This window comes from Streptomyces sp. NPDC051909 (genome assembly GCF_040681095.1).
Taxonomy (GTDB): Bacteria; Actinomycetota; Actinomycetes; order Streptomycetales; family Streptomycetaceae; genus Streptomyces.
Map to the genome: position 1 here is coordinate 120525 of NZ_JBFAYA010000015.1, position 26174 is coordinate 146698.

21 protein-coding genes are annotated in these 26174 nt (G+C 72.0%); 7 read left to right on the forward strand and 14 right to left on the reverse strand.

Annotated elements, in window-relative coordinates:
* Positions 1–12 precede the first annotated feature (12 nt).
* The 9 genes from AB0M18_RS23945 to AB0M18_RS23985 form a co-directional block, all read right to left on the reverse strand.
* Positions 13–225 carry a hypothetical protein gene (locus AB0M18_RS23945; RefSeq protein ID WP_365761223.1) on the reverse strand — a complete coding sequence of 71 codons (213 nt, stop codon included), beginning with the start codon at positions 223–225 and terminating at the stop codon, positions 13–15.
* Between the two features lie 105 nt (positions 226–330).
* Entirely contained in the window at positions 331–747 is a 417-nt protein-coding gene (locus AB0M18_RS23950; protein WP_365761225.1) for a hypothetical protein, read from the reverse strand.
* On the reverse strand, positions 744–1430 hold the full coding sequence (locus AB0M18_RS23955; RefSeq protein WP_365761227.1) for a Rieske (2Fe-2S) protein: 687 nt from the start codon (positions 1428–1430) through the stop codon (positions 744–746). The genes AB0M18_RS23950 and AB0M18_RS23955 overlap by 4 nt, the downstream gene beginning before the upstream one ends.
* Entirely contained in the window at positions 1427–2026 is a 600-nt protein-coding gene (locus tag AB0M18_RS23960) for a 4Fe-4S dicluster domain-containing protein (RefSeq protein ID WP_365761229.1), read from the reverse strand. Before AB0M18_RS23960 ends, AB0M18_RS23955 begins: the two co-directional genes overlap by 4 nt.
* 7 nt (positions 2027–2033) lie before the next feature.
* Positions 2034–4331, reverse strand: coding sequence for a molybdopterin oxidoreductase family protein (locus AB0M18_RS23965; protein ID WP_365761231.1), 2298 nt, complete (start codon positions 4329–4331; stop codon positions 2034–2036).
* Entirely contained in the window at positions 4328–5494 is a 1167-nt protein-coding gene (locus tag AB0M18_RS23970) for an MFS transporter (protein WP_365761233.1), read from the reverse strand. The genes AB0M18_RS23965 and AB0M18_RS23970 overlap by 4 nt, the downstream gene beginning before the upstream one ends.
* Positions 5495–5583: 89 nt before the next feature.
* The gene (pflA, locus tag AB0M18_RS23975) at positions 5584–6384 is read right to left on the reverse strand and encodes a pyruvate formate-lyase-activating protein (RefSeq protein WP_365761235.1); all 801 of its coding nucleotides are present in this window, start codon (positions 6382–6384) and stop codon (positions 5584–5586) included.
* A gap of 171 nt (positions 6385–6555) precedes the next feature.
* Positions 6556–8886 carry a formate C-acetyltransferase gene (gene pflB, locus AB0M18_RS23980; RefSeq protein ID WP_365761237.1) on the reverse strand — a complete coding sequence of 777 codons (2331 nt, stop codon included), beginning with the start codon at positions 8884–8886 and terminating at the stop codon, positions 6556–6558.
* A gap of 124 nt (positions 8887–9010) precedes the next feature.
* Positions 9011–10435: an MFS transporter gene (locus AB0M18_RS23985; RefSeq protein WP_365761239.1), complete on the reverse strand. Its 1425-nt coding sequence runs from the start codon at positions 10433–10435 to the stop codon at positions 9011–9013.
* A gap of 332 nt (positions 10436–10767) precedes the next feature.
* Between AB0M18_RS23985 and AB0M18_RS23990 the strand changes: the two genes are divergently transcribed.
* The 5 genes from AB0M18_RS23990 (at position 10768) to AB0M18_RS24010 (ending at position 17764) form a co-directional block, all read left to right on the forward strand.
* A complete protein-coding gene (locus AB0M18_RS23990) occupies positions 10768–11964 on the forward strand; it encodes a low temperature requirement protein A (protein WP_365761241.1) in 1197 nt (398 codons plus the stop codon).
* A 112-nt stretch (positions 11965–12076) separates the two neighbouring features.
* Complete coding sequence (locus tag AB0M18_RS23995) at positions 12077–14719, forward strand: BTAD domain-containing putative transcriptional regulator (RefSeq protein ID WP_365761243.1); 2643 nt, start codon at positions 12077–12079, stop codon at positions 14717–14719.
* Positions 14720–14840: 121 nt separating this feature from the next.
* Positions 14841–15659, forward strand: coding sequence for an SDR family oxidoreductase (locus AB0M18_RS24000; protein ID WP_365761245.1), 819 nt, complete (start codon positions 14841–14843; stop codon positions 15657–15659).
* Between the two features lie 62 nt (positions 15660–15721).
* Positions 15722–16804, forward strand: coding sequence for a P1 family peptidase (locus AB0M18_RS24005; RefSeq protein WP_365761247.1), 1083 nt, complete (start codon positions 15722–15724; stop codon positions 16802–16804).
* 171 nt (positions 16805–16975) lie between these two features.
* Positions 16976–17764 carry a DUF6227 family protein gene (locus AB0M18_RS24010; RefSeq protein WP_365761249.1) on the forward strand — a complete coding sequence of 263 codons (789 nt, stop codon included), beginning with the start codon at positions 16976–16978 and terminating at the stop codon, positions 17762–17764.
* Positions 17765–17922: 158 nt separating this feature from the next.
* On the opposite strand, the gene AB0M18_RS24015 is transcribed toward AB0M18_RS24010, so the two are convergent.
* Positions 17923–19479, reverse strand: coding sequence for an MFS transporter (locus AB0M18_RS24015; protein WP_365761251.1), 1557 nt, complete (start codon positions 19477–19479; stop codon positions 17923–17925).
* Positions 19480–19541: 62 nt separating this feature from the next.
* Between AB0M18_RS24015 and AB0M18_RS24020 the strand changes: the two genes are divergently transcribed.
* The gene (locus AB0M18_RS24020; protein ID WP_365761253.1) at positions 19542–20510 is read left to right on the forward strand and encodes a YafY family protein; all 969 of its coding nucleotides are present in this window, start codon (positions 19542–19544) and stop codon (positions 20508–20510) included.
* Positions 20511–20700: 190 nt separating this feature from the next.
* Here the strand turns inward: AB0M18_RS24020 and AB0M18_RS24025 are convergent, their stop codons facing one another.
* Entirely contained in the window at positions 20701–21699 is a 999-nt protein-coding gene (locus tag AB0M18_RS24025) for a sigma-70 family RNA polymerase sigma factor (protein ID WP_265866345.1), read from the reverse strand.
* Positions 21700–22039: 340 nt separating this feature from the next.
* Positions 22040–22831: a class III extradiol ring-cleavage dioxygenase gene (locus tag AB0M18_RS24030; RefSeq protein WP_365761256.1), complete on the reverse strand. Its 792-nt coding sequence runs from the start codon at positions 22829–22831 to the stop codon at positions 22040–22042.
* A gap of 122 nt (positions 22832–22953) precedes the next feature.
* Here AB0M18_RS24030 and AB0M18_RS24035 point away from each other — a divergent pair, with 122 nt between their 5' ends.
* The gene (locus tag AB0M18_RS24035) at positions 22954–23442 is read left to right on the forward strand and encodes a MarR family transcriptional regulator (RefSeq protein WP_365761258.1); all 489 of its coding nucleotides are present in this window, start codon (positions 22954–22956) and stop codon (positions 23440–23442) included.
* A gap of 69 nt (positions 23443–23511) precedes the next feature.
* On the opposite strand, the gene AB0M18_RS24040 is transcribed toward AB0M18_RS24035, so the two are convergent.
* Both AB0M18_RS24040 and AB0M18_RS24045 read right to left on the reverse strand, forming a co-directional pair.
* Positions 23512–25059, reverse strand: coding sequence for an MFS transporter (locus tag AB0M18_RS24040; RefSeq protein ID WP_365761260.1), 1548 nt, complete (start codon positions 25057–25059; stop codon positions 23512–23514).
* 209 nt (positions 25060–25268) lie between these two features.
* Positions 25269–25961, reverse strand: a complete 693-nt coding sequence (locus tag AB0M18_RS24045; RefSeq protein ID WP_365761262.1) for a TetR/AcrR family transcriptional regulator — start codon at positions 25959–25961, stop codon at positions 25269–25271.
* Positions 25962–26174: the final 213 nt, after the last annotated feature.

A 26174-nucleotide genomic window follows, 5' to 3' on the forward strand; every position in this document is an offset into this window, starting at 1 on the left:
TCCCGGTCGGTGTCAGAGGTGGTGCGGCGGCTTCTCGTCGAGGAAGCGCGCGAGGTCGGCGGCGCTGCCGCCGGCCGGAGGCCGCTCACCCCACCCGCGGTCCGTGTCGTCCGCGGACTGCTGGTCCAGCGGATCGTCGAAGACCAGTGCCGGCCGGGGTCGGGAATCGGAATCGTTGTCGGACTGCTTCGCTGCTCGCGATCCGTGGGCGGGGGCGGTGCTCATGTTTTCAGGGTACGCCCGGAGCACCGCCCCGTACCCTCCCGATCCGGGCTCTGATCTGCGGGATTCCGCGCCTCGGTCCCGTCATCGGTCCTTGTGCCGGTCCGTTCACCGGTCCTTCGGGTCGAGCAGCCAGAGGCCGAGGACGACGAGGAACGACAGGACCAGGAATCCCGCGCCCCACCAGGCGGTCCCGGTGTCGCCGGACATCCACTCGTCGACCACGACGGTGAGCCCCCACAGCTGGCCGATGACCACCGTCAGGGCCAGGGTGAGGCGGGCGGTGAGCTTGGAGGAGCGCTCCGGTTCCTGCTCGGTGCCTGCGCCCGGGCCGGGGCCGGTGTGGCGGATACGGGGGTCTCCGTAGCCGCTGGTGGGGCGGATCTGCGGGTAGCGCTCGTGGACCGGGCGGTTGAGCCGCGGCTGGGCGCTGCCGGGGGTGTAGACGGGTCGGGGTGGCGGGCTCCCGGGGCCGGCGGGGTCGCTGGGGCCAGCCGGGTCCTTGGGGAAGGGGGTTTCGCTCATGTCCGTCGGCTCCCTTCGGCGGCGGGAGCACCGGCGCCAGGGCAGCCGAGGCGTTCGGCGAGACCGGGACGTTCGTCGCCGAGCTGGCGGCACAAGCCCTCGCGGACACTTTCTCCAGAGCGCGTGGTGCCCACGGCCCAGACGCTGCCGTCTGTCTCCTCGACCAGGAGCACCTTGGGCAGGCCGCGGGGCGGTGGGCCCGCGGTGACCTCGCCGGTGCGGGCATCGAAGACGCCCTCATGGCAGGGGCAGTACAGCTCGCCCTCGCTCCCCCGGTCGTTGCGCCAGAGCACGGCGCAGGCGAGGTGGGTGCAGACGGCGGAGTAGCCGGCCAGGGTGCCGTCGGCGAGACGGATGGCGACGGCACGGTCCTCGTCGTCGGGGTAGCGGAAGGCGATCGAGTCGCCGGGCAGGAGCTGGTCGGCGATCCTCTTCGGCTTCGGGGCGCCGTCGTCGCTGTCGCCGTGGCGGTGCAGGATGCCGGAGGCGACGCCGATGCCGCCGACCGCGAGGCCGCCGGAGACGGTGGCGACGATCCGCAGGTAGTCACGGCGGGTGGTGAGCGAGTCGGCGGCGATCCGGTCGTGGAGGGCCGCGTGGGCGGCGTCGGCGGGCCGGTTCGGGTCGCCCGGGTCGGTGACCGCGCCGGCGCCGGTGTCCGGGGGTGGTTCGGTGAGGCTCATCGGACATCCACTCCGTTGACTTCGACGATGGGCAGACCGCCGGGGACCGGCCACTGGACTCTGTCGGCGGGGACGACCATCGCCACTCCGGTGGAGACGGTGGTGGACCCGAAGGTGAAGGAGTCGGCGACCTCGACGCCGGGGCGTTCGGCGCGGAGTTCGTCGAGGGTTCCGTAGAAGAGGGCGCCGGTGGGGCAGACGGTGGCACACATGGGGGCGAGGCCGTAGGCGGTGCGGTCGTAGCAGAGGTTGCACTTCATCTGCAGCTTCGCCTGGAGGTCGATCTTCGGGACACCGAAGGGGCAGGCGTTGACGCAGTTGGCGCAGCCGATGCAGCGGGTGGTGTCGGCCTGCTGCACCACGCCGTCCGCGGTCACCAGGATCGCGTCGGCGGGGCAGACCTCGGCGCAGGGGGCGACGGGGTCCTCGCAGTGCATGCAGACGGTGGGAAGGGAGGCGACGGAGTGGCCCTCGTCGGGGTAGTCGAGGTGGATCATCGACTTGCCGCGGTGGGAGTCGCATTCGCGGCAGGCGGAGACGCAGGCCTGGCAGCCGATGCAGCGGCCGGGGTCGATGAAGATCGTGCGTCCCATCATGTGCGGCTCAGCTCCTCTCCGAGGTGCCACGGCCTTGCGGGGACGTGGGCGGCAGGGGGTCGTCGCGGGAGACCTGGGTCTCCGGGTAGGCGACGTGGCCGGGGGCGGTGGGCGGTGCGGGGACCTCGTCGATGCGTTCGGCGGCCTCGATGCGGGCGGCGCAGACCTTGTACTCGGGGATCTTCGACCGGGGGTCGAGGGCGTCGATGGTCAGCGCGTTGGCCGCGGTGGGCACGGGCCAGTGATAGGGGACGAAGACGGTGTCGGGGCGGATGGCCTCGGTGACCAGGGCGGGGAAGACCTCGCTGCCGCGTCGGGTGACGACCCGGACCGGGTCGCCGTTGCGGAAGCCGTGGGAGGGGTGGACCTCGACCCAGGGGCGCGGGGTCTGTTCGACGAGGGCACCCAGGCGGCGCGTCTGGTTGCCGGAGAGGAAGTGGGCGACGGTGCGGCCGGTGGTGAGTGAGAGGGGGTATTCCTCGCTGTACGGGTCCATGGGCGGGTGCCATTCGACGACCTGCATATGGATCTTGCCGTCGGCGTGGTAGGTCCGGCCGTCCTCGAAGAGGCGGGGGGTGCCGGGGTGGTCGGTGGAGGGGCAGGGCCAGGCGATGCCGCCGGTCTCCTCCAGCCGGTCGTAGGTGATGCCGAAGTAGTCGTTGACCGTGCCGGCCGAGGCGATGCGCAGTTCCTCGAAGACGGCGCGGGAGTCGGGGAAGGCGAACTTGTCACCGGCGCCGAGGCGCTTGGCGAGTTCGCACATGACCCAGGTGTCGGTGCGGACGCCGGCCGGGGGTTCCTGGGCCTTGTTGTGCTTGACGACCCGGGCCTCGGCGTTGGCCATGACGCCTTCGTCCTCGGCCCAGACGGTGACGGGGAAGACCACGTGCGCGTTGGCCGCGGTCTCGGAGAGGAAGAAGTCGAATTGGGCGTGGAACTCGGTGGTGTCGTAGCCCTCCTTCACCGTGGCGTAGTTGGGGAGGGAGACGAAGGGGTTGTTGCAGATGCCGATGAGGCCGCGGATCTCGCGGCGCTGCATCTGCCAGACCATCTCCATCATGGAGGTGCCGGCGGGCGGGAGTTCGGCCTCGGCGATGCCCCAGATCTCGCAGATCTGGCGGCGGTGCTCGGGGTCGGAGATGGAGCGCCCGCCGGGCAGCAGGTCGGACTTCTGACCGTGCTCACGGCCGCCCTGGCCGTTGCCCTGGCCGGTGATGGTGCCGTAGCCGGCACCGGGGCGGCCGATGTTCCCGGTGGCGACGCACAGGTTGATGATCGTCAGGCAGTTCTCGACGCCCTGGGAGTGATGTTCGACGCCGCGGGCGTGCCAGGCCATGGCCTTGCCGGCGCCGGCGAACATGCGGGCGACCTGGACGATCTGTTCCGCGGGGACGCCGCAGATCTCGGCGGAGCGGGCGGGCGGGTATTCGGCGACGGTCTCCTTCACCTCCTCCCAGCCGGCGGCGTGGGCGGCGAGGTAGGCCTCGTCGGTGAGGCCCTCGGCGACGACGACGTGGAGGACGGCGTTGAAGAAGGCGGAGTCGGTGCCGGGCCTGAGTGCGACGTGGATGTCGGCGGTGCGGGCGATGGCGGTCTCGCGCGGGTCGACCACGATGAGGGTGGCGCCGCGGTCCCGGGCTCCCCAGAGGTACTGGGTCATCACGGGGAAGCATTCGCCGACGTTGGAGCCGGCGATGAGCAGGCAGTCGGTGAGGAGGATGTCGGAGAAGGGGTTGCCGGCCCGGTCGATGCCGAAGGAGAGCTTGTTGGCTCCGGCGGCGGAGACCATGCACAGTCGCCCGTTGTAGTCGACGTGCCGGGTCTTCAGGGCGACCCGGGCGAACTTGCCGACGAGATAGGTCTTCTCCGAGAAGAGGCTGGCGCCGCCGAGCAGACCGAAGGCGTCGTTGCCGTACTCGGTCTGGATGCGGCGGATCTCGGCGACGGTGAAGTCGAGCGCCTCGTCCCAGCCGACCTCGCGGAACGGCTCGTCGCGATTGCGGCGCATGAGCGGGGAGGTGAGCCGGTCGGGGTGGTTGACCTGCTGATACGCGTTGATGCCTTTGGGGCAGAGCCGCATCCGGTTGATGTCGTGGTTGCGGGGTTCGACGCCGAAGACCTTGCCGCCGTGGTCGACACGCAGATACATGCCGCACTGCACGCCGCAGAAGCAGCAGTGGGTGGGGACGAGGGTCTCGCCGTTCTGGTCGGCGTGCCAGCGGTCGGCGGGGATGCCGCCGGCGTCGCGGAAGTCGCGGGTGCCGGGCGGGGCGACAGAGGGGTCAAGAGGTAGCGGGGAGGTCACTTGAAGCCCTTCTTGACATGGGTGAGGTAGGCGGTGCCCCGTAGGACGCGCTTGCAGCGGGGGCAGTACTCGGCCCATTCGTCGAAGTCGAGCCTCAGATCGCGCATGGTGCCCTGGAGGTTCTCGACGTAGGGGGCGGTGTCGATGGGACGGCCGCAGCGGCGGCAGCCGAGCAGGCCGTCGGCGCTGACCTCGCCGGGGGCTCCGGCCGCGGCGGCGGCGCCGGTCACGGCACCGGCCGTGGCGGCCGGCTCGCCCTTGCGGCGGGCGGTGTACTTGAACAGCTGCATGCCGACGGCGGCCGGCCGCTGCACGATGTGGAAGAACTTCCCGAAGGGGATGTAGATGAGGGTGAAGACCACGGACACCATGTGGAGGATCGCCAGGAACTCGTAGCCGCCGCCGTGCAGGAAGATCGAGGAGAAGGTGAGCAGCAGGCCGGTGACGGAGATGACGATGAGGGCGATCAGCGGCACCAGGTCATAGGCGAAGCGCTGACCGGTGATGGCGCCGCGGTCCTTCATCCGGCGCCACAGGAAGTAGGAGGCGCCGGGGATGACGAGGACGGCGGCGATGTCCAGGCCGTGGAACATGAGCCAGCCGACGACGTTCAGCGCGTCGAAACCGAGGATCTTGAAGCCCCAGATCCGCATCTCGTAGCCGGGCCCCGAGCCGGTGGAGGAGGTGAAGGTGAACCAGCCCCAGGTCAGCGGGAAGGTGATGAGGGCGGCGAGCACGCAGCCCCAGAAGATCAGCTGGTGAGCAGCCCAGCGGGCGTGCGAGCGGGCGCCGAGGAACTTCTGGAAGCCGAGGTAGGTGGCGATCATCCGGGGCAGGGCGGTGGGCGCCCTGCGGAAGTTCTCGACGGAGAAGAGTGCCCGCCAGCCCTGCTTGAGCAGGCGTCGGGCGCCGGGGGCGGAGACCCACACGGTGTAGCGGTAGGCGACGCCGAAGGCGAGGAAGACGGTGGCCACCGCGTACGGAAGGAGGGCCGAGTCGAAGTCCCGCAGCAGCCGGCTGCCGAGGACGATCGCGAGGATCAGCAGCACGGAAACGGCGACCCCCGCGAGGGTCGCACGGCGACGCACCTGGGCGGGGGTCTGCGGCGGTCGGTCGGCGACGACGGGCGGCGGCTCGGCGGGGGCCTGCGGTGGCTCGATCACGCGGCCACCCTAGGGCTGAACAGCCACTTTCGCCCTTTTTGCACCACCGATGGGTGAGTCCCTGACGGATGGACCCGGAAGTCGGCGGGTCAGACCGCGTACAGCCCGTGGCCCCGGAAGACCTCGCGGGCGGAGGCGATCTGGTCCGGGGTCGGGGACGGAGTGTGGTGGAGGGTGAACGGCTTGGCGAGTGCTCGCCATTTCGCTTCGCCGAGCTTGTGGAAGGGGAGGATGTCCACGCGGGAGACATTGCCGAGGCCGCCCGCGAAGGCGGCGACTCCCTCGATGTTGGCAGCATCGTCGGTGAGTCCGGGGACGAGCACGAAGCGGACGTGGACCTCCTGGCCGAGGTCGGCGAGGCGGCGGGCGAAGTCCAGGGTCGGGCCGAGCGGTCGGCCGGTGACCTTCTTGTACGTGTCCGGGTCCCAGGACTTGATGTCGAGAAGCACCAGGTCGGTGTCGCGCAGCAGGGCGTCCGTGGCCCGGGCGCCGAGGAAGCCCGAGGTGTCGAGGGCGGTGTGCAGACCGAGCTCGTGCTTCATCCGGTGCAGCAGCTCGCCGGTGAAGACGGGCTGGAGCAGGGGCTCGCCGCCCGAGACGGTGGCCCCTCCGCCGGAGGCCGCGATGAAGCGGGTGTACTTGCTCGCTTCGGCGACGACGGCGTCGGCGGAGGTGCGCTTGCCGTTCCGCATCCGCCAGGTGTCGGGGTTGTGGCAGTAGAGACAGATGAGGGGGCAGCCGGAGAGGAAGGTGACGAAGCGGGTGCCGGGGCCGTCCACGCCGGTGGACAGGTCCCAGGAGTGCACCGACCCCTCGGCGGTGCGGTGGGTCACCGCGGCGGCCGGGGTCGCGGGGAGGGGCGGGATGTCCGAGCCGAGGAGTACGGCCATGGCAGGCCTCCTGTCCGGGAGGAACGAGGTCGAAGGGAGGGGTGCAAAGGGGAACCGGGGCTTCGCGCGCGCGGCGCCGGGGCTCGGGTGAGGGTCGGGTCCCGGCGCCGCACGGGTCGGTGAGGGCCGGCCGGTGAGGGCGGAGGCTGACGGCCGGCCTGCGGGCAAGGGCTACAGGGAGCCGTGGAAAGTGCGGTTCAGGACGTCGAGTTGCTGTTCGCGGGTGAGGCGGACGAAGTTCACCGCGTATCCGGAGACCCGGATGGTGAGCTGCGGATACTTCTCCGGGTGGGTCATGGCGTCGAGGAGCACGTCGCGGTTGAGGACGTTGACGTTCATGTGGAAGCCGTCGCTCGCCATGTAGCCGTCGAGGACTCCGGCGAGGTTCTTGATCCGCTCCTCGGGGGTGCGGCCCAGGCCGTCGGGGGTGACGGTGTTGGTCAGCGAGATGCCGTCCTCGGCGTCCTCGTACGGGAGCTTGGCGACCGAGAGGGCCGAGGCGACGTAGCCGTGGGTGTCTCGGCCGTTCATCGGGTTGGCGCCCGGGGAGAACGGCTCGCCGGCGCGGCGCCCGTCGGGGGTGTTGCCGGTCTTCTTGCCGTAGACGACGTTGGAGGTGATGGTCAGGACGGACTGGGTGTGTTCGGCGTTGCGGTAGGTCGGGTGCTTGCGCACCTTCCTCATGAACTCCTCGACCAGCCAGACCGCGATCTCGTCGGCGCGCTCGTCGTTGTTGCCGTACGCCGGATAGTCGCCCTCGATCTCGTAGTCGGTGGCCAGGCCGGTCTCGTCGCGCAGGACGGTGACCCGGGCGTACTTGATGGCGGCCAGCGAGTCGGCGGCGACCGAGAGTCCGGCGATGCCGCAGGCCATGGTGCGGCGCACGTCGCGGTCGTGGAGGGCCATCTCGACGCGCTCGTAGGCGTACTTGTCGTGCATGTAGTGGATGACGTTCAGCGCGTGGACGTACACGCTCGCCAGCCACTCCATCTGCTCGTCGAACTTGCCCATCACCTCGTCGTAGTCGAGGACGGCGGTGGTGACGGCGCCGGTGTCGGGGCCGACCTGGGCGCCGGACTTCTCGTCGCGGCCCCCGTTGATCGCGTAGAGGAGGGTCTTGGCGAGGTTCACGCGGGCGCCGAAGAACTGCATCTGCTTGCCGACGGGCATCGCGGAGACGCAGCAGGCGATGGCGGTGTCGTCGCCGAAGCGGGGCCGCATCAGCTCGTCCGACTCGTACTGGACGGAGGAGGTGTCGATCGAGACCTTGGCGCAGAACTCCTTGAAGCCCCGGGGGAGCTGCGGCGACCAGAAGACGGTCATGTTCGGCTCGGGGGCCGGGCCGATGTTGTAGAGGGTCTGCAGATAACGGAAGGAGGTGCGGGTGACCAGCGGACGGCCGTCCTCGCCCATGCCGGCGATGGACTCGGTGACCCAGGTCGGGTCGCCGGAGAACAGCTCGTCGTACTCGGGGGTGCGCAGGAAGCGGACTATGCGCAGCTTGATGATGAAGTCGTCGACCAGTTCCTGGGCCTGCGCCTCGGTGAGGAGGCCGGCTTCGATGTCGCGCTGCAGATAGACGTCGACGAAGGTGGAGGTGCGGCCGAGTGACATCGCGGCGCCGTTCTGCTCCTTCACGGCGGCGAGGTAGGCGAAGTACAGCCACTGCACGGCCTCGCGACCGGTGCGGGCGGGGCCGGAGATGTCGTGGCCGTAGGAGGCGGCCATCTCCTTCAGTTCGCCGAGGGCCCGGATCTGCTCCGCGAGCTCCTCGCGCAGCCGGATGGTCTCCTCCAGCGAACGGTTTTCGGCGGGGAGGGAGTTGAGCTCGTCCTTCTCCTGCCGCTTCACCTCGATCAGGCGGTCGACGCCGTAGAGAGCGACGCGGCGATAGTCGCCGATGATGCGGCCTCGGCCGTAGGCGTCGGGGAGTCCGGTGACGATGCCGGCCTTGCGGGCGGCACGGATCTCGGGGGTGTAGGCGTCGAAGACACCGGCGTTGTGGGTCTTGCGGTACTCGGTGAAGACCTTCTCGAGGTCGACGGAGACCGGGTAGCCGTAGGTCTCCAGGGCGCCGGCGACCATGCGCCAGCCGCCGTTCGGCATGATCGCGCGCTTGAGCGGGGCGTCCGTCTGGAGGCCGACGATCAGTTCCCTGTCGCGGTCGATCCAGCCGGGGGCGTGGGCGGTGATGGTGGAGGGGATGTCGTACGCGACGTCGTACACGCCCTTGGCGCGCTCCTCGGGGAACCTGTCCGTGATGGCCCGCCACACGGCGGTGGTCCGCTCGGTGGGGCCGGCGAGGAAGGAGTCGTCGCCCTCGTACGGGGTGTAGTTCTGCTGGATGAAGTCGCGGACGTCGATGGCGTCGCGCCAGAGTCCGCCCTTGAAGCCCTTCCAGGCGCCGTCGTTCACCGTCGCTTCAGCAGGGGTCGCCGTCACTGCCCGCACCGCCTTCTCGATCTTCTCGAACTCTCGGAACAGCCGTTCGCTTGTTTCCATTGCACTCCGCCCGATCGATCGAACCGGTCGGCAATGGTCACCACTCGACAGCCGAAGGTCCCTTTCCGGATATGGGAGAAGGCCCCGCCTCGGCAGGGCCTTTCCCGGCGTCCGGCAGGGCCGGTCAGCTGGGGGCCTCGGCGCCCTTGCGGGCGTAGAACCACCAGGTCACGACGATGCAGCTGAGATAGAAGCCGACGAATCCCCACATCGCGCTGGTCACGGCCACCGAGCCGAAGAGGGCGGGGATGAAGAAGAAGCCGTAGGCGGCGATGGCCGAGGTGAAGCCGGTGACGGCACCGGACTCCATCTCCGCCTGCTTCAGCGCCCGGGCGTGTTCCGGGGTGCCCTCCGTCAGGCCCTTCAGATGGGTCCCGCGGAAGATCACCGGGATCTGGCGGAAGGTCGAGCCGTTGCCGATACCGGAGAAGAGGAAGGCCGCGAGGAAGCACAGGAAGAAGCCGAGGAAGGAACCGCCGGCGCCGCCCGAAGGAAGGAAGGTGATCACTCCGATGATGGCCGCCGCCATGCCCACGAAGGACAGGATCGTGACCCGAGCGCCGCCCCACTTGTCGGCGATCCAGCCGCCCGCCCACCGGGCGAGGGCGCCGACCGCCGGGCCCATCCAGGCGTAGGTGGCGACGGAGTAGTCCGGGAAGGTGGTCTTGATCAGCATCGGCAGGGCCGCGGCGAAGCCGATGAAGGAGCCGAAGGTGCCGACGTACAGCCAGGTCATCAGCCAGTTGTGCTTGCGCCTGAAGATGATCTTCTGCTTACGGAACGGGGTGGAGGCGACCTTCAGGTCGTTCTGGCCGAACCAGGCGACGGCGGCCAGGACGACGACGACCGGGACCCAGACGAAGGCCGCGTTCTGCAGGTGGACGGGGGTGCCGTCGGCCTTGTGCTGGGCGGAGCCGATCGCGATCGTCGACCAGGTGATGACGATCGGGGTCAGCAGCTGGACCACGGACACGCCCAGGTTGCCGAGGCCGCCGTTGATGCCGGTCGCGCTGCCCTTCCTCGCCTTCGGGAAGAAGAAGCCGATGTTGGCGAGGGAGGAAGCGAAGTTGGCGCCGCCGATGCCGCACAGCGCGGCGATGGCCACCATCACCCCGTACGGGGTCGACGGGTCCTGGATCGCGATGCCCAGCCAGATCAGCGGCACCACCAGGACCACCGTGGACAGGGCGGTGAAGCGCCGCTGCCCGATCATCGGGCCGAGGAAGGTGTAGAAGATCCGGGCCGTGCCGCCGGTCAGGCCGGGGATGGCCGTCAGCCAGAACAGCTGGGAGGTGGAGAAGCCGAAGCCGACGTCCTTCAGATTGGTCGCGGTGACCGACCACACCTGCCAGACCACGAAGGCAACGAGCAGCGCGGGGACCGCGATCCACAGGTTGCGGTTGGCGACCTTGCGGCCGATGGACTTCCAGAAGAGCTCGTTCTCCGGCTCCCAGTCGGTGATCGGCCGGCCGGGACCGTACTGCTCCGCGTCGTACGAGACGGGCGCCGGCCCGCCCGTCGTTCTGCTGTCCTGGACTACGGAACCCATGACGCTTCCCTGACTTCCCTGAAATTCCCTGGTTTTCCCCGCACTTCGCCGCACGAGGGACGCACATCGACGTGAGGACTCGGTGTGCCGCCCTTCCAGGCTCCGCCCGCGCCCCGGGCGGCGTGAGAGCCGATCGTCGGCAGAGGGGATGGGCCTAGGTCCCGTCGGTTCCGGGCCGTAGGGACGTCGGGTAGGGGCAGGGTGACCCCTGGGTCGGGGAGGCACCGGGCGGGACGTACCCGAACACGGTCCGGCGCCCCGCGTCCGGAGCCTCCCGTCACCGTCGGTGTCGCGCTGGGCGCAGGCCGGACGGGCGTGCTGTTCTGTCGTGCATGACGCAACCTTTTCTTCCGCTCACCGCGCGGTCGCGCGACGAGGCGCACCGGGCGGCCACGCCCCTCGAGTTGTTCTTCGACCTGTGCTTCGTCGTGGCCGTCGCCCAGGCCGGGGCCGAGCTCGTGCACGCCGTCGCGGAGGGGCACGCCGGGACCGGGATCCTGAACTACGCGATGGTGTTCTGGGCCGTGTGGTGGGCCTGGATGAACTTCACGTGGTTCGCCTCGGCGTACGACAACGACGACGTGCTCTACCGGGTGGTCACGCTCGTGCAGATCGCCGGCGTGCTGATCCTGGCCGCCGGGGTGTCGCGGGCCTTCGCGGACCACGACTTCCTGGTCGTGTACATCGGATACGTCGTGATGCGGCTCGCGCTCTCCTCGCAGTGGCTGCGCGCCGCGCACCACGCCACCGACCCGGCCGAGCGGACGATGTGCCGCCGTTACGCCGCCGGGGTGGTGGCGTGTCAGATCGGCTGGCTGGCGCTGCTCTTCGTGCCCGAGGACGCGCGGCCGTGGGTGTTCCTGGTGATGGCGCTGGCCGAGATGGCGGTGCCGGTGTACGCGGAGAAGGACGTCACCACGCAGTGGCACCCGCACCACATCGCCGAGCGCTACGGCCTCTTCACCATCATCGTGCTCGGCGAGACGATCGCGGCGGCGACGGTGGCCGTGAAGTCGGGAGTCACCGAGAACGACGCGCTCGGCGAGGTCCTGCCGATCGCGGCCGGCGGGCTCCTCATCGTCTTCGCCGCCTGGTGGATCTACTTCGTCGTGCCCGCCCACGACCGGCTGGCCTCCAACCGGCAGGGCTTCCTCTGGGGCTACGGCCACTATCTGATCTTCGCCTCGGCCGCCGCGATCGGCGCGGGCATCGAGATCGCGGTCGAGCAGGCGGTCGGGGAGGCGCACATCACCACCCTCGCCGCGGCCTCCGCCGTGACCATCCCGACCGCGATCTTCCTGATGTGCGTGTGGCTGCTGCACGCCCGCTACTTCAAGGTCGGGCTCGCCCAGCAGGCCGTACTGCCCGTGGCGTCCCTGGCGATCCTGATGTGCTCCTTCGCCGGGCACTGGGCAGTGTTCGCGGCCGGTCTGGTGGCCGCCGCGACCGTGGCGGTGGGTGTGACGCTCACCGCCACCAACCCGGCCACCCGCCGGCCCCGCTCCACCACCCCGTCCGCCCGCGCCTGACCGGGCATGACCGCGCCCGACCGGGCTGCCTGAACGGACCTGAACGGGCCCGAAGGGACAGGCCGGACCTCGACAGGGCCCGATCGCGCTCCCCTCGGTCACAATTCCTCACATGATCTTCCGGCTGCTCGGTCCGCTCACCGTCGGCGATCCGCCCGTGCCCGCCGCCGTCGGCGGTCCGCGGGTACGGGCGCTGCTCGCGCTGCTCCTCCTCGACGCGGGCCGGATCGTGCCGACCGGGCGTCTCGTCGACGGGCTGTACGGGGACGAGCCGCCGGCCGGGGCCGCGAACGCCCTCCAGTCGCAGGTCTCCCGGCTGCGCCGGGCGGGGCTGCCGGAGGGGGTGACGGTGGAGCATTCGGCCGCCGGTTACCGGCTTGCCGGGGTCGGCGGCGAGGACGTGGACGCGCTGCGTTTCGAGCGGCTGGCCCGGGAGGGGGCCAGGGCCGGGGCGGCCGGGGACGCCGTACGGGCCGAGGAGCTGCTGCGGGAGGCGCTCGGGCTGTGGCGCGGGCCCGCTCTGGCGGACGTACGGGAGGCTCCGTACGCCGAGGGGCAGGCCGCCCGCCTCGACGCGCTGCGGCTCGACGCCCTGGAGGAGTGGGCGGCGGCCCGGCTCGCGACCGGCGGGGATCCCGCCCCGCTGGTACGCGCGTTGGCCCAGGCGGCGACGGCGCATCCGCTGCGCGAGCGGCTCCGGGCGCTCCAGATCCGGGCGCTCGCCGGAGCGGGGCGGCAGGCGGAGGCGCTCGCGGCGTACGAGGAGGTGCGCGGGGCGCTCGCGGAGGCGCTGGGCGCGGACCCTTCCGCCGAACTGGCCGCGGCGCACCTCGCGGTGCTGCGCGGCGAGGCGACGTCCCGGCCCGCTGCCGCCGCCCGGCCGCCGGTGCCGCTGACCGACTTGGTCGGGCGGGAGCGCGAACGGGAGCGGTTGGGGGTGCTGCTGGCCGCCGCGCGCCTGGTGACCCTGGTCGGGCCGGGCGGCGCGGGCAAGACGCGACTCGCGCTGGAACTCGTACAGCGGGAGCAGCAGCGGGAGCGGCAGCGGGTTGAACCAGGCGCCTTCGAGGCGGTGTTCGTGGACCTGAGCGCGGTCGGTCCCGGGGAGGTGGCGGGGGCGTGCGCGCGGGCGCTCGGGGTGCGCGATGGGGGCGCGGACGCGCTTCTGAGGGCACTCGCGGGCCGGGCGGTGCTGCTGGTCGTGGACAACTGCGAGCACGTGGTGGCGGAGGCGGCCCGGCTCGTACGGGTGCTGTTGGCCGGTTCCGGCGGGCTGCGGGTGCTCGCGACCAGCCGGGAGGCGCTGGGCATCACGGGCGAGTCGCTGCTGCCGCTGGGCGCGCTGGCGGCGCGGGCGGCGGAGGAGCTGTTCCTGAGGCGCGGGGCGGCGGCCCGGCCCGGATTCGCGGAGGCGGTCGCCGGCCCGGACGCGGACCCGGACGCACGCGCGCGCGTGCGAGAGGTCTGCGCGGCGCTCGACGGGCTGCCGCTCGCCCTGGAACTGGCGGCCGCCCGGCTGCGGACGCTGACCCTCGGCGAACTGGCCGACCGGCTGGGGGACCGGCTCGGGGACCGGCGAGGAGACCGGCGAGGAGACCGGTTCCGGGTGCTGTCGCGGGGCGACCGGACGGCGCCGGAGCGGCATCGGACACTGGCCGCGGTGGTGGACTGGAGCTGGGAGCTCCTGGACGAGGAGGAACGGACGGCCGCGGCACGTTTCTCGGTGTTCCGGGGCGGTGCGACGGCCGAGGCGGCGGCCGCCGTGTGGGGCACGGACCTCGCGGACGCGGAAGACCTCCTGGCCTCGCTGACCGAGAAGTCGCTGATGGAGGCGGGGTCCGACGGGAGCACTGGCAGCCGGTTCCGGATGCTGGAGACCGTCCGCGCCTACGCGGCGGGCCGGCTGCCCGCCGACGATCCCGCCCACGCCGCCCACACGGCCCACTTCCTGGCCCTGGCCCGCGCCGCCGACCCGGAGCTGCGGGGCCCTGACCAGCTCGACCGGCTCGCCCGGCTCGACGCCGAGGACCCGAACCTGCGGGCCGCGCTGCGCCGGGCGACCCCGGCGGACGGGCTTCGGCTTGTCGCCGCGCTCACCGGGTACTGGTGGCTGCGCGGCCTGCGCGGGCAGGTCGCGGGCCTGGTGGCGGAGCTCCTGGAGAGAGTGGACGCGGCGGACCTGGTCGACCGGGGCGCGGGGGAAGTCCTGGACGGACTCGGCGAGGAGTACGCGCTGTGCGTGCTGACCGCCGGGGCGCGGGACCCGGAGCGACCGGAGCGGCTCGCCCGGGCGCGCAGGCTCCTGAGGGAGCGGGCGGAGCCGCTGCGGCAGCCGTTCACGGCGTTCCTGTGGGCGACGGCGGTCGGGCCGGAGGACCGCCTTCCGGTCCCGGCCGACGCCTGGTCCCGCGCCCTCGGCCTGGCCGGGCAGGGGCACCTGGCGCTCGCGCACGGCGACCGGGACACGGCCGAACAGGCCCTGACGGCGGCCCTCGACGCCTTCCGCGCCCTCGGCGACCGCTGGGGCACGGCCACCGCCCTCGAAGGCCTGGCGGGCCTCTCCCCCGAGCCGCTCCCGCTGCTCGCCGAGGCCCTCGACCTCTTCGAGTCCCTGGGCGTCGCCGAGGACATCGTCGACCTGCTCGGCCGCCGCGCCGCCCTCCACGAGGCCGCCGGCGTGCCGGAGGCAGCCCTCGCCGACCGGGCCCGCGCGGCCGGGACGGCCCGGAGGGCGGGCCTCCCTGACCCCGGCTGACTCCTGTTGTCGGCGGCGGTCAGCACGCGGTGCGCGGTCCGTCAGCGCGCCCCGCCACTCTCCTTCCCGACACGGCGATCGCCCGTTCGCCGGCACCGCACTCCGACCGGAGGGAACCGCCATGCAGCACCACCACAGCACCACCGAGAGCAGCCGGCAGAGCAGCCCGCTCCCCCGCACCGCGCTCGTCACCGGTGCCTCCCGCGGCATCGGGCGCGCCATCGCCCGGCGCCTCGCGCGGGACGGAATGGTCGTCGCCGTGCACTACGGAAGCGACGCCGCCGCCGCGCAGGAGACCGTGGAACTGATCGCCGGCGAGGGCGGGCGGGCGTTCGCCGTGGGGGCCGACCTGACGGGCCACGAGGGCGTGCTCGCGCTGGTCGAGGGCGTACGGGCCGGGCTCGCGGCCCACGCCGGGGACGGCGGGCTCGACGTGCTGGTCAACAACGCGGCCGTCACGACGTCCGGCGGGCACCTCCAGGAGGAGACGGCCGAGGCGTTCGACCGCGTCTTCGCGGTGAACGTGCGGGCCCCGTTCTTCCTGGTGCAGCAGCTGCTGCCGGTGCTGCGGGACGGGGGCGCCATCGTGAACATCGGGTCCGCCGTCACCCGGATCTCGCTCGCCGACGAGCTGGCGTACGCGATGACGAAGGGCGCCATGGAGACCTTCACCCGGACGCTCGCGAACGTCGTCGGCGCCCGCCGGATCACCGTGAACACGGTCGCGCCGGGCCCGACGCAGACGGCCTCGCTCACCGCCGCGATGGCGGCGGTGCCGCAGCTGGAGGAGATGCTGATCGCCGGTCAGGCGCTGCCCTGGGTGGGGCAGCCGGAGGACATCGCCGATCCGGTGGCGTTCCTGGCCTCGCCGGGCGGCCGCTGGATCACCGGCACGGTGGTCGACGCCTCGGGCGGCACCTACCTCGGGCCCAAGCGCTGACGCCCGTACCGTGACGCCCGTACGGCATCCCCTGCCGCCGACTTCCGTGCTACCCAGGACGTATGACTGAGCAGCAGCGCACCGAGCAGCAGCGCAAGGGACCGCTCGACGCCCTCACCGACGTGGCCGGCCTCCGGGTCGGCCACGCGCGCGTGGCGGGGGAACGGGCGCTGTCCGGCACCACCGTCGTGCTCGCACCCGAGGGCGGCATGGTGGCCGCCGTGGACGTGCGGGGCGGTGGGCCGGGCACGCGGGAGACGGACGCGCTGGATCCGCGCAATGTGGTGCAGCGGATCGACGCCGTGGTCCTGACCGGCGGCAGCGCTTACGGGCTCGACTCGGCGGGCGGGGTGATGGCCTGGCTGGAGGAGCAGGGGCGCGGGGTGCGGGTGGGGCCCGATCCGGCGCACGTGGTGCCGGTGGTACCCGCCGCCTGTGTCTTCGACCTCGGCCGGGGCGGGGACTTCGCGGCCCGGCCGGACGCCGCGACGGGGCGGGCGGCGGTGACGGCGGCCGCCACGAGCGGGCCGCACGCGCGCGTGACGACGGGCGCGGTGGGCGCGGGCACCGGGGCGGTGGTCGGCGGCCTGAAGGGCGGGGTGGGGACGGCGAGCACCGTGCTGGAGTCGGGGATCACGGTCGGCGCGCTCGTGGTGGTCAACGCGGTCGGTTCGGCGGTCGATCCGGCGACGGGCGTGCCCTTCGGCGCGTACTTCGCGGGCGGCCGCCCGGACCACCCGGAGCCGGCCGTGCACGAGGCGGCGCAGCGGCGGCTCGCCGAGGCGCGGGCGAGGCTCGCCCCGCCGCCGCTGAACACCACGCTCGCGGTGGTCGCGACGGACGCGGCGCTGACCCGGGCACAGGCGCACAAGCTCGCGGGGACCGCGCACGACGGCATCGCTCGCGCCGTCCGTCCGGTGCATCTCCTGAACGACGGCGACACGGTGTTCGCGCTCGCCACCGGGGCGCGCGAACTGCCCTCCGCGCCGGGTCCGCTCGCCCTGAACGAGATCCTCGCGGCGGGCGCGGACACCGTCACACGGGCCATCGTGCAGGCGGTGCTCGCGCCCACTGCCGGGGCCTACGGGCCTGGTGGGGACTTCCCCGCGTACCGGGAGCTGTACGGGGGCGCGCACGACGGCTAGCCCGCGCCGTCGACTGCCGGTATACCGAGGGGAGTTGGGGAATATGCCACAGGGGCGTGGGAACTCGTTGTGCGCCCCCGTTCGTTTTCCCGAACGCCGGACACGATGTCAGACCCAGGGACTACGTTTAGCAAGCAGCAAGTGACATGCGGCGACGGCCTGGAGACCCTCTTGAACGATCCGCAGGATCAGTCACACGATCCGTACGAGACGACCGAGACCCACCTTGAGCGACTCCTCGGCCGGGCGCTCAACTCCTTCGATCTGCCCGACTCCACGATCGAGCGCCTGGAGTCGGCCCTCGCCCACTCCACCGCGCTGTACTCCTCGCACCACAGCGCGTCGCTGCACCGCACCACCTACCGTCACACCTATCTGCTCCCGGACGGCACGGCGCCGAGCCTGTGGGAGCTGGTCCACAACTCCGGCCGGGGCGGCACCGACCAGCACGAGCTGTACGTGGAGGAGGCCGAGGCCCGGCTCGCCGCGTCGCGGCTGCCGGCCGGGCCGTCGCTCGGCTGGACCGCGGAGCGTCCCGACGGCACGCCCGTCGACGAGGACGGCGACCTGGAGATCCTCAGCGCCCTCCTCGCCCGCCCGATACCGGCCCAGCCGAGGATGTACACGCCGGACGACTCCGCGGACCACGCGCGCCGGGTGCTGCGCCGCGCGGAGAACGCGGACCGGCCCGGCGAGGCCACGGCGCGCCGCCTGCGGCTCGCCTTCGCGCACCACATCACGCAGGCGCTCGGGCGCCACTGCTCCGCGGAGGGCGGCCGGGACGCCGGCTTCACCCTCTACGAGCACCAGTTCCTGCTGGTCGACGGCAGCGAGCTGAGCCTGTGGGAGGTCGAGCACACGGCGACCCCCGACGGGCGTCACATGTGCGAGGTGTACGAGGAGGAGCGCGCCGCGCGCGAGGCGATGGATTCCCGCAGCCGCCGCAGCCGGGTTCTGTGACGGCCCGCGGCCGGGTCCGCTGACGGTTCGCGGCCGGGTTCGCCGACGGTTCGCGGCCGGCCCCTGGCATGACGAAGGGGCGGCGCGCATCCGGTGCGCGCCACCCCTCCTCGTACCCCTGTTGAGTCCTACGACTGCCTGGGCCCGGGCCTGCCGGGTCAGGAGACCAGCTCGGGCTCCTTCGCCGCCGGGCCTTCCGGGGCGCCCGGAGCGTCCGAGGCCTCGTCGTCGCCACCGCCCTCCAGGTGCTGCTTCGGCTTGGCCGGGAGGGCGAACATCACCAGGAAGATGCCGGCGAGCACCACGGCCGCCCAGCCCAGGGAGTTCTGGAAGGCCTCGGTGAAGGCCTTGCCGGTCTCCTGCGGGAAGGCCTTCAGCCGCTGCTCGTCGATGGCCCCGAAGAACACCACCGAGACGAGGCCGAGGCCGAGCGCGTTGCCCATCTGACCGGTCGTGTTGATCAGGCCGGAGGCCGAGCCGGCGTGCTCGCGCGGCACCTCGGAGAGCACGGCGTCGGTCAGCGGCGCCACGATGAGGCCCATGCCGAGGCCCATGACGACCAGGGCCGGGATCATCTGCCACGGGTGGATGTCGGTGCCGTAGCGGCCGGCGAGGAAGAAGTAGAGCAGGATGCCCGCGCCCATGGTCAGCGCGCCCGCCTGGAGCACCTTGCGGCCGAAGCGCGGCACCAGCTGCTGCACGGAGAGGCCCGCCGCGGTGGAGACCGCGATGGAGAACGGCACACCGGTCAGACCGGCCTTGAGCGGGCTCCAGCCGAGGCCGATCTGCATGTAGAGCGTCCAGACCAGGAAGAAGATGCCCATCACGACGCCGAAGGTCAGCTGGACGGCGATGCCGCCGGCGAAGGACTTCACCTTGAACAGCGACAGCTCGACGAGCGGGGAGCCGTCCTTCTTCGTCTTGTACTTCTCGTACGCGACGAGGGCGCCGAAGACGAGGACGCTGCCGGCCATCATCAGGTGGCCCCACAGCGGCCAGTCGAGCTCGCGGCCGCGGGTCAGCGGGTAGATCAGCATGAGCAGCGCGACCGTCACCAGGAGCACGCCGACCATGTCGAGCTTCAGCGCCTTCGGGGCCTTGGACTCGGTGATGAAGCGGCGGCCCAGGATCAGGGCGACGATGCCGACCGGCAGGTTGATGAGGAAGATCGGGCGCCACTCCAGGCCCGCGATGTTCCACTGGGTGAGCAGCGCGCCGAGCAGCGGGCCGGAGACCGCGCCGAGGCCGATGATCGCGCCGAACAGGCCGAAGACCTTGCCGCGCTCGTGCGCCGGGAAGGTGGCGTGGATGATCGACAGGACCTGCGGCACCATCATCGCGGCCATCGCGCCCTGGAGCAGACGGGAGCCGACCAGCATCTCCTGGTTGGCCGCGAAGCCGCACAGCGCGGAGGCGAGGGTGAAGCCGGCGGTGCCGAGGAGGAAGAGGCGCTTGCGGCCGTAGATGTCGCCGAGCCGGCCGCCGGTGATCAGACCCGCGGCGAACGCGAGCGCGTAGCCGGCGGTGATCCACTGGATGACCGCGGGCGAGGTGCCGAGGTCCCGCTCGATGCTGGGGATCGCGATGTTGACGATCGTGGCGTCGACCAGGTCCATGAAGGCGGCGGTCATGACGATGGCCAGGGCGATCCAGCGTCTCCGGTCGGTGGCGGCCGCGTCGGGAACGGCCGCGGGGAGGGCGTCGTGTGAACTCATACGAGGAAGCTAGGAGTCATATAGGTCAGCTCATGTCCTAGATGCGCCGCATGCTGGATAACATGACGGACACACCGGCACGACTCCTGAATCTGCTGTCGCTCCTCCAGACCCCGCGCGAGTGGCCGGGCAGCGAGCTGGCCGAGCGGCTCTCGGTCTCGCCGCGCACGATCCGCAGGGACATCGACCGGCTGCGCGACCTCGGCTATCCGGTGGAGGCGAGCAGGGGCGCGGTGGGCGGTTACCGGCTCGTGGCGGGTACGGCGATGCCGCCGCTGCTGCTCGACGACGAGGAGGCCGTGGCCATCGCGGTCGGACTGCGGGCCGGGGCGGGTCACGCCATCGAGGGTGTCGAGGAGGCCTCCGTACGGGCTCTGGCCAAGCTTGAGCAGGTGCTGCCGTCGCGGCTGCGGCACCGGGTGTCGACCCTCCAGAACGCGACGATCCCGCTCACCCGCGGGGACGGGGCCACCGTCGCGCCGCAGACCCTGACCGCGCTCGCGGGCGCGGTGACCGGGCAGGAGAAGCTGCGCTTCGGCTACCGGGCGGGCGACGGCACGGAGAGCCGGCGGCTCGTGGAGCCGTACCGACTGGTGTCGACGGGGCGCCGCTGGTACCTCGTCGCGTACGACCTGGGGCGCGAGGACTGGCGCACCTTCCGGGTCGACCGGGTCACCGAGCCGTTCCCGACCGGGGCCCGGTTCGCGCCGCGCGAGCTGCCGGCGGGGGACGCGGCGGCGTACATGGCGCGGTCGATGGCGCGGGCGCGGGCGCAGGGCGAGGTGGACCTCGACGTGGAGTTCGCCGCGCCCGCCGAGTTCGTCGTGGCCCGGCTGCCGGCGCATCTGGTGCCGGTCGCGACCGGCCCGGACCGCTGCCGGCTTCGGGCCCGGGTGGCCGACTCGGTGGAGTGGCTGGCCCTGCGGCTCGCCCTGATGGACGTGGACTTCACCGTCCACGCGCCGGATCCGCTGATCGCGTACATGCGGGACCTGTCGGCGCGGCTGGCGGCGGCGACGGAGCCCGCGTGACGGGCCGGACGGGGGCGCGCGCCCGCCGTGGGGGGTGCGCGGGGGCCGTTCCGGTGGCCACGTCCCCCGCTCCCGTCGGTGGGCGCCGGCCTGGCGGGGGGGGTGGGGCGAGGCGGCTCCCGGCCGGTGGGTGGGGTGCGGCTCCGCCCCCGGCGGGGTTCGGGTCGCCGGGGGTTCGCTGTCGGGCGCGCTAGGCCACCGCGTCGAAGCCGGTGTCGCGGGCCATCTTCTTCAGTTCCAGGAGCGCGTGCTTCTCAATCTGGCGGATGCGCTCGCGGGTCAGTCCGTGCTCCTTGCCGACCTCGGTGAGGGTGCGCTCGCGGCCGTCCTCGATGCCGTAGCGCATACGGATGATCGAGGCCGTGCGGTTGTCCAGCTTGTCGATCAGGTCGTCGAGCTCCTCACTGCGCAGCAGCGTGAGGACGGACTGCTCGGGCGAGACCGCCGAGGTGTCCTCCAGGAGGTCGCCGAACTGCGTCTCGCCCTCGTCGTCCACGGACATGTTGAGCGAGACCGGGTCGCGGGCCCAGTCGAGGACGTCGGTGACCCGCTCCGGGGTCGAGCCCAGCTCGGTGGCGATCTCGGCGGGCTCCGGCTCGCGGCCGTGCTCGCGGTTGAACTCGCGCTGGACCCGGCGGATGCGGCCCAGCTCCTCCACCAGGTGGACGGGCAGCCGGATGGTGCGGGACTGGTCGGCTATGGAGCGCGTGATGGCCTGGCGGATCCACCACGTCGCGTACGTGGAGAACTTGAAGCCCTTCGCGTAGTCGAACTTCTCGACCGCGCGCACCAGGCCCGCGTTCCCCTCCTGGATCAGGTCGAGCAGCGGCAGTCCGCTGCGCGGGTAGCGCCTGGCCACGGCGACGACGAGCCGCAGGTTGGACTTGATGAACAGGTCCTTCGCCCGCTCGCCCTCGGCGACCAGCGCCTCGAGCTCCTCGCGGGTCGCCGCCGTCTCGGTCTCGCTCTGTCCGTCGAGGATCTGCCGGGCGTAGACACCCGCCTCGATCGTCTGGGAGAGCTCGACCTCCTTGGCGGCGTCGAGCAGGGGCGTGCGCGCGATCTCGTCGAGGTACATGCCGACCAGGTCGCGGTCGGCGATCTCCCCGCCCACGGCGCGAACGCTGCTTGCCCGGCGCTCTCCGCTCGCGGCGGAGGTCTGACGACGGGCGACGGCACGGGTTGCCATGCGTGCTCCCTTGCTGAGTAGGTCGCGACACCCTCGCGGGTGCCCTGCATCCGACGGAAACAACGACTGGAATCAGGACAGAATTCCCACCCGGCACATGGATTTTCGCGATCATGCAGTATCCTGCGCCGCCGACACGTCGTCGGCATGCCGCCCGACCACCCGCCGCGACCCGCGGACACGCAGGTCAGGGCGGGCAAAGCGGGCGATCCGGGCCCTCCCGCAGGGCCCACCACGACGACGTCGCCAGGACGCCCGTGAGACGGCCGTCACATCCGGAGCAGTGGCGTCCTCGGCTCCGCTCCACTGCCGAAGACGCACCCGCCGCCCTCCCGGTTGCTCAGCCGAACTGGACCGAGCGCTTGGCGAGCCCCATCCAGAAACCGTCGATGACACTGCGCTCCTCGCCCAGGTCGCCGGCCGCGTCCGCCGCGCCCATCGTGACGAAGAGCGGGGCGAAGTGCTCGGTGCGGGGGTGAGCGAGGCGGCCCGCGGGGGACTTGCGCTCGAAGTCGAGCAGCGCGTCGACGTCGTGCGCGGCGAGCGCCTCGCGCCCCCAGGCGTCGAACTCGGCCGACCAGCCTGGCACGCCCCCGCCGGTGTGGCGCAGGGCCGCCAGGTTGTGGGTGAAGAAACCGCTGCCGACGATCAGTACGCCCTCGTCGCGGAGCGGGGCGAGCCTGCGGCCGATGTCCATGAGCCGGCGCGGGTCGAGCGTGGGCATGGAGATCTGGAGCACGGGGATGTCGGCGCCGGGGTACATCTCGACGAGCGGCACGTACGCGCCGTGGTCGAGCCCCCGGTCGGGGATGTCCTGCACGGGCGTGCCGGGCGCGCGCAGCAGCTTGCGGACGGCCTCGGCGAGCTCGGGCGCGCCGGGGGCGGCGTACTGGACCCGGTAGTAGTGCTCGGGGAAGCCCCAGAAGTCGTAGACGAGCGGCACCGGCTCGGTGGCACCGAGGGCGAGCGGGGCCTCCTCCCAGTGGGCGGAGACCATCAGGATCGCCTTGGGGCGGGGCAGTCCGGCGGACCAGGCGGCGAGCTCGCCGGGCCAGACGGGGTCGTCGGCGAGCGGCGGCGCGCCGTGCGAGAGATAGAGGGCCGGCATCCGTTCCGGCGTGGCGTCGTTCATGGCGTCCGCCTCCTTACCGCGCGTCGGGGCGATGGGAATCCTTGAAGTTTCAAGCTCAATGCTCGCGTCCACCTTAGACCCGATCTAGTTCAACTTTCAAGAATTGCCCGTACCATGGATCCATGACCGAACCACGCTGGCTCAGCGACGAGGAACAGCGCGTCTGGCGCTCCTACCTCCACGCCACCACCCTCCTGGAGGACCATCTCGACCGCCAGCTGCAGCGCGACGCCGGGATGCCCCACATCTACTACGGGCTCCTCGTCAAGCTCTCCCAGGCGCCGCGGCGCCGGATGCGGATGACGGAGCTGGCCAAGGACGCGAAGATCACCCGCTCTCGGCTCTCGCACGCCGTCGCCCGTCTGGAGAAGAACGGCTGGGTGAGCCGCGAGGACTGCCCCTCCGACAAGCGCGGCCAGTTCGCCGCGCTGACGGACGAGGGGTACGAGGTGCTGCGCAGGACCGCGCCCGGCCATGTCGTCGCCGTACGGCAGGCCCTCTTCGACCGGCTCTCCCCGGAGCAGGTCGAGCAGCTGGGCGGGATCATGCGTACCCTCGCCGAGGGCCTGCAGCCTTCGGACCCGAACGCGGACCTGCCCTGGCTCCGCTGAGCGGAGCCAGGGCAGGATGCGCCGGATCGGTGGCCCACCCGGATCCCGCCGGGGACCCGGGTCGGTGCCTCAGTGCGCGATGACGGGGATCTTCAGCTCGTCCTCGGCACCCGCGCCGGAGTCCGCAGCGGAGCCGGAGCCCGCGACCGCGCCGGTGCCCGGCCCGCCGGTGTTGATCAGGGTGGCGGCGAGGGTCGCCGAGACGACCAGGATGCCGACCGCCCACCAGATGGCGGCCGAGTAGCCCTCGACCATGCCCTGGAGCTGGAGCAGCTTCTGCGCCGCCGGGGTGGTCGCGCCCGACGCGTGATCCACCAGGTACGCGGTGGTCGCCGAGGCGGCGATGGTGTTCAGCAGGGCCGTACCGATGGCGCCGCCGACCTGCTGCGAGGTGTTGACCATCGCGGAGGCCACACCGGCGTCACGCGGGTCGACCCCGAGCGTGGCCAGCGACATGGCCGGCATGAAGGCGGTGCCCATGCCGAGGCCGAGCAGCAGCTGCGCCGGCAGGATCAGACCGGCGTACGAGGAGCCGATCTCCAGCTGGGTCAGCAGCAGCATGCCGACGGCGGCGGTCAGGAAGCCGGGGCCCATCAGCCAGCGCGGCGGGACCCGGGTCATCAGCCGCGTACCGATCTGGGTGGAACCGGTGATCATGCCCGCGATCATCGGCAGGAACGCGAAGCCCGTCTTGACCGGCGAGTACCCCTTCACGACCTGCAGGTAGTAGGTCAGGAACAGGAACAGTCCGAACATCGCGATGACGGCGAGGCCGAGGGAGAGGTAGACACCGCCGCGGTTGCGGTCGGTGACGACGCGCAGCGGCAGCAGCGGGGACTTCACCTGCGACTCGACCACGGCGAAGGCCACGAGCAGCACACCGGAGGCGACGAACAGACCGATGGTGGTCGGGTCGCTCCAGCCGTCGGACTCGGCGCGCGTGAAGCCGTAGACCAGGGAGACCAGGCCGAGGGTGGAGAGCAGCACGCCGGGGATGTCGAGCGGCGAGCGGTTGCGGCCGCCGGCCGGCTCACGGATCACGAAGTACGCGCCGAGCGCCGCGACGATCGCGAACGGGATGTTGACGAAGAAGGTCCAGCGCCAGTTCAGGTACTCGGTGAGGAAGCCGCCGAGGATGAGACCCACGGCGCCGCCGCCACCGGCGATCGCACCGTAGATGCCGAAGGCCTTGGCGCGCTCCTTGGCGTCGGTGAACATCACCGCGAGCAGCGAGAGGGCGGCGGGCGCGAGCAGCGCTCCGAACGCGCCCTGCAGCGCACGGGCGCCGAGCATCATGGCCTCGCCGGTGGCCGCGCCGCCGAGGGCGGAGGCCGCGGCGAAGCCGATCAGACCGACCACGAAGGTGCGCTTGCGGCCCCACAGGTCGGCGACCCGGCCGCCGAAGAGGAGCAGACCGCCGAAGGCGAGCGCGTAGGCCGTGATGACCCACTGCCGGTTGCCGTCGGATATCCCCAGGTCCTGCTGGGCGGAGGGCAGCGCGATGTTCACGATCGTGGCGTCGAGCACCACCATCAGCTGGGCGAGCGCGATGAAGACCAGGGCTTTCCAGCGGCTCGGGTCCGCCTGCACGGGCGGGGACTGGGCGATTTTTGACATGGGGGTAGCCACCTCTTGGCGCAGAAGGCTGAAAAAGGACGTCGTCAAGCCGTCAGGGACTGACGAAGGCAGTCACGGGGTGCCGCGAGAGCGGCAGGCATCTCGGTCGGAGTCGGAGTCGGGGTCGAGTCGGGGTCCGGGTCGGGGTCGGGGTCCGGGTCGGAGTCCGGGTCGGGGTCGGGGTCCGGGTCGGGGTCGGGGGCGCGGGCTCAGCGGCCCGAGCAGGTCTCGCTCCTCAGGGTCTCCAGGGTCGCGGCGGCACCGGGCAGTTCGGAGCGCGCGGGCGCCTCCAGGCCGTCCAGGAACAGCTGCAGATGGCGGTGGACGAAGCGGTCCATGTTCAGGCAGGCCGTCCCGGGCAGCGGCCGGGTCAGCTGCGAGACCGCGACCAGGAGGTCACCGACGCCGACGTCGGTGCGCATCCGGCCGGCCGCCTGCGCCCGCTCGACGAGACCTTGGACGGCCTCCTCCAGTCGCGAGCGCTCGGCCAGCAGATCGGGGTGGTGCTTGTCGAAGTCGCCGTCGAGCATCGGGCACAGGGCGCCGACCCGCTCGTCGGCGGCGGCGTGGGTGAACCGGCGGAGCGCGGCGAACGGATCGCTCTCCTGCTCGGCGGCCTCGTGCGCCCGCTCGGTGATGCGGGCGGTGAGCGAGAGGACGACCTCACGGACGAGGTCGGCACGCTCGGGGAAGTTGCGGTACAGCGTGGCGTTTCCGACGCCCGCCCGGCGGGCTATCTCGTCGAGCGGCACCTGGGCGCCGAACTCCACGAACATCTCGCGGGCCGCCGTGACGATCCGCTCCCGGTTGCGCAGGGCGTCCGCCCGGGGGCGGGGCGTCCTGCGGGCCGGGGCGGCGGGCGCGGCAAGCACGTCGGCGACTGCCGCTTCGGCGGGGCTCATGCTCACTGCCGTACCTCTCCTGCCCACTGCCGCACCTCTCCCGAGTGATCCGGGGACCGAGTCCCCACTTCGTCGAACACAGGCGTAAACGGGGACTGCTTCCCCGGTTATTTCCTGTCCGACTTGTGACCTGCGTCACATCCCCCGGTCGGGCCACCCGGCGCGCGCCTCTCGATCACCCGCCACAGGCTGATCGCAACGACCGACCGGAGA

What these genes read in the sequence shown, in the direction of transcription:
- AB0M18_RS24020 (WP_365761253.1), top strand. Translation starts at nt 19,542, where the DNA reads ATGACGGACACACCGGCACGACTCCTGAATCTGCTGTCGCTCCTCCAG.
- AB0M18_RS24000 (WP_365761245.1), top strand. Translation starts at nt 14,841, where the DNA reads ATGCAGCACCACCACAGCACCACCGAGAGCAGCCGGCAGAGCAGCCCG.
- AB0M18_RS24040 (WP_365761260.1), bottom strand. Translation starts at nt 25,059, where the DNA reads ATGTCAAAAATCGCCCAGTCCCCGCCCGTGCAGGCGGACCCGAGCCGC.
- AB0M18_RS23945 (WP_365761223.1), bottom strand. Translation starts at nt 225, where the DNA reads ATGAGCACCGCCCCCGCCCACGGATCGCGAGCAGCGAAGCAGTCCGAC.
- AB0M18_RS23990 (WP_365761241.1), top strand. Translation starts at nt 10,768, where the DNA reads ATGACGCAACCTTTTCTTCCGCTCACCGCGCGGTCGCGCGACGAGGCG.
- pflA (WP_365761235.1), bottom strand. Translation starts at nt 6,384, where the DNA reads ATGGCCGTACTCCTCGGCTCGGACATCCCGCCCCTCCCCGCGACCCCG.
- AB0M18_RS24025 (WP_265866345.1), bottom strand. Translation starts at nt 21,699, where the DNA reads ATGGCAACCCGTGCCGTCGCCCGTCGTCAGACCTCCGCCGCGAGCGGA.
- AB0M18_RS24030 (WP_365761256.1), bottom strand. Translation starts at nt 22,831, where the DNA reads ATGAACGACGCCACGCCGGAACGGATGCCGGCCCTCTATCTCTCGCAC.
- AB0M18_RS23955 (WP_365761227.1), bottom strand. Translation starts at nt 1,430, where the DNA reads ATGAGCCTCACCGAACCACCCCCGGACACCGGCGCCGGCGCGGTCACC.
- AB0M18_RS23995 (WP_365761243.1), top strand. Translation starts at nt 12,077, where the DNA reads ATGATCTTCCGGCTGCTCGGTCCGCTCACCGTCGGCGATCCGCCCGTG.
- pflB (WP_365761237.1), bottom strand. Translation starts at nt 8,886, where the DNA reads ATGGAAACAAGCGAACGGCTGTTCCGAGAGTTCGAGAAGATCGAGAAG.
- AB0M18_RS23985 (WP_365761239.1), bottom strand. Translation starts at nt 10,435, where the DNA reads ATGGGTTCCGTAGTCCAGGACAGCAGAACGACGGGCGGGCCGGCGCCC.
- AB0M18_RS24045 (WP_365761262.1), bottom strand. Translation starts at nt 25,961, where the DNA reads ATGAGCCCCGCCGAAGCGGCAGTCGCCGACGTGCTTGCCGCGCCCGCC.
- AB0M18_RS24015 (WP_365761251.1), bottom strand. Translation starts at nt 19,479, where the DNA reads ATGAGTTCACACGACGCCCTCCCCGCGGCCGTTCCCGACGCGGCCGCC.
- AB0M18_RS24035 (WP_365761258.1), top strand. Translation starts at nt 22,954, where the DNA reads ATGACCGAACCACGCTGGCTCAGCGACGAGGAACAGCGCGTCTGGCGC.
- AB0M18_RS23950 (WP_365761225.1), bottom strand. Translation starts at nt 747, where the DNA reads ATGAGCGAAACCCCCTTCCCCAAGGACCCGGCTGGCCCCAGCGACCCC.
- AB0M18_RS24005 (WP_365761247.1), top strand. Translation starts at nt 15,722, where the DNA reads ATGACTGAGCAGCAGCGCACCGAGCAGCAGCGCAAGGGACCGCTCGAC.
- AB0M18_RS23960 (WP_365761229.1), bottom strand. Translation starts at nt 2,026, where the DNA reads ATGATGGGACGCACGATCTTCATCGACCCCGGCCGCTGCATCGGCTGC.